Here is a 2,135-nt window from a genome sequence, read left to right as displayed (position 1 = left end):
GCAACACCCTGAGATCGCCATCGCTGCGGCGATAGATCAGCAATCCCGCACTGCGTTTTGCCATTTTTGTACGTCCATTTGCGAAGCCGGCAGCCTGCTGATGGTCCTTGAATCGTTGATGCGAACCTTGCACTAGGGGATTGCGACGCTATGTCAGGCGCGTCTGCATTGCACCTCGGTCGCGAGTCCGGCAATCTGATACCATCGCTTATTTGGCGGCTCGAAGGCTAGGTGACGATGCAACTCGGTCTTATTGGCTACTATAGCGACTTCGTGGTGTATCCGCTGGTGATCGCCGTGCTGGCAGTGGCCGGGCTGCTCGAGGCTGGCGAAGAGAGTGCGCCAGGCTGGATCGGCACTGTCCTCGCCTGTCTCGGCCTCTGGACGCTGATCGAGTATGTGCTGCACAGGTTCGCTCTTCACCATATTCCTTACGTCAAGGACCTGCACGACCGTCACCATGTCGAGGAACGCAGTTCTGTGGGCACGCCAACCTGGCTCAGTCTCGGCGTGCATGCGCTGGTCGCGTTTGTGCCCGTTTGGGTGGTCTCAGATTTCGCCACCGCGAGCGCGGTGAGCTGCGGGTTGATGCTGGGATATCTGTGGTACATCAGCATCCACCACATGATCCATCACTGGCACCCGGCGCATCCGAGCTATCTCTATACGCTCAAGCGCCGTCATGCGGTGCATCACCACATCGACGAAACGGCCAATTTCGGTGTGACTTCGGCATTCTGGGATCGCGTTTTCGGCACGGCGCAGCTCTGAAGTCCTCAGTCCTCGCCGTTCAGCGCCTCTTTCCGCGACCGCCGGAAGTCTTGGCTCCGCGAGGCCCGCTCTGGACCGGCGTGTTGTTCTGGTTCTCGTCGGACAGTTTTCGCCAGCGGGCAAGGCGCTCCGGGTCGAGCGTCCCCGCCTTCAAGGCAGTCTGAACCGCGCAACCCGGCTCGTGCACATGCGTGCAGTCGCGGAACTTGCAGAGCGGTGCAAGCTCGGTGATTTCGGCAAACAGCGTGTCGATGCCGTAGCCGACATCGCTGACCTGCAGCGTCCGCATGCCCGGCGTGTCGATCACCCAGCCACCGCCGGCGATGGAATGCAGCGATCGCGACGTGGTGGTGTGGCGTCCCTTGGAATCGTGCTCGCGGATGCCCCCGGTCTGTTGCGGCGATTGCTGCGCCGATCCGGCCAGCGTGTTGACCAGCGTCGATTTGCCGACGCCGGAGGAGCCGATCAGCGCCACCGTCTGGCCGACACCGCACCAGGCAGCCAGGACGGTTGCCGCATCCGATGTGCGGGGGTTCAGCATCACCACCGGCAATCCACGCTGCAACGCCGCAGCTTGCTTCTGGTAGGTCTCGGCGTCTTCAGCGGTATCGGCCTTGGTCAGCAGGATCACCGGCGTCGTTCCGGCCTCGTTGGCCAGCGCCAGATAGCGCTCGAGCCGGGCGGGATTGAAGTCGGCATTGCACGAGGTGACGATGAACAGCGTATCGACATTGGCCGCGGCAAGCTGCGGCACCCTGCCGCCGCCCTGGGTGCGGCGTTCCAGCACCGTCTTGCGGGTCAGGCGGCGCTTCACAAGGTGTTCATGCCCATCGACCAGCACCCAGTCTCCGACGGCATAGTCACCGGTGTTTGCCTGCGCCGCCAGCGTCAGATCGACCGGCCCTGCCTGGGACAGGCCGGTCAGGCGATCGCGGTGGACGGTGGCGATCCGCGTCGGGACAAGATTGGCTTCGCCGGGCTCGAGCTGGTCGCCGAAAAATTCGGTCCAGCCCAGGCTGGCGAGCGATGGCGTGGAGTGATCCGTCACGGCTTTGACCACGGCGTCACGGACATTGGACGGTATCCCTGGCAGGGGGGGCGAACGGGGTGGGGTGATTTCCAAGCCGTGTATGGGCGGCATGGCGACATTTGGCAAGCAGGCCCGTAGCTGAGGGCTGAGCGGCAAGCTTCTGCAGCCCTTCGTCGAACTGACAATGAAGTCCATGACGCCATCAGTTTTGAAGCGTTAACAAATAATTTGACGCATGGAATATTTTTGCGTTCTATTGGGAACTGTGAAAATTGACTGAATAAGTTCCGTCAAGCATTGTCGCATCCGGTCAACGGCCGCATGACTGTGGGCG

At 61.9% G+C, this 2,135-nt stretch carries 2 protein-coding genes; one reads left to right on the top strand and one right to left on the bottom strand.

Annotated features, from left to right (window positions below):
- Window positions 1-237: 237 nt before the first annotated feature.
- The gene (locus EN969_RS27995) at window positions 238-771 is read left to right on the top strand and encodes a sterol desaturase family protein (RefSeq protein WP_027163878.1); all 534 of its coding nucleotides are present in this window, start codon (window positions 238-240) and stop codon (window positions 769-771) included.
- Window positions 772-790: 19 nt separating this feature from the next.
- Here the strand turns inward: EN969_RS27995 and rsgA are convergent, their stop codons facing one another.
- On the bottom strand, window positions 791-1,831 hold the full coding sequence (gene rsgA, locus EN969_RS27990; protein WP_063167585.1) for a ribosome small subunit-dependent GTPase A: 1,041 nt from the start codon (window positions 1,829-1,831) through the stop codon (window positions 791-793).
- Window positions 1,832-2,135: the final 304 nt, after the last annotated feature.

The organism is Mesorhizobium sp. M7A.F.Ca.CA.003.01.2.1 (assembly GCF_003998945.1).
GTDB lineage: Bacteria > Pseudomonadota > Alphaproteobacteria > Rhizobiales > Rhizobiaceae > Mesorhizobium > Mesorhizobium ciceri.
Note: the sequence above shows the minus strand (reverse complement) of the source record. Positions and strands in the feature narration are given on the sequence as shown.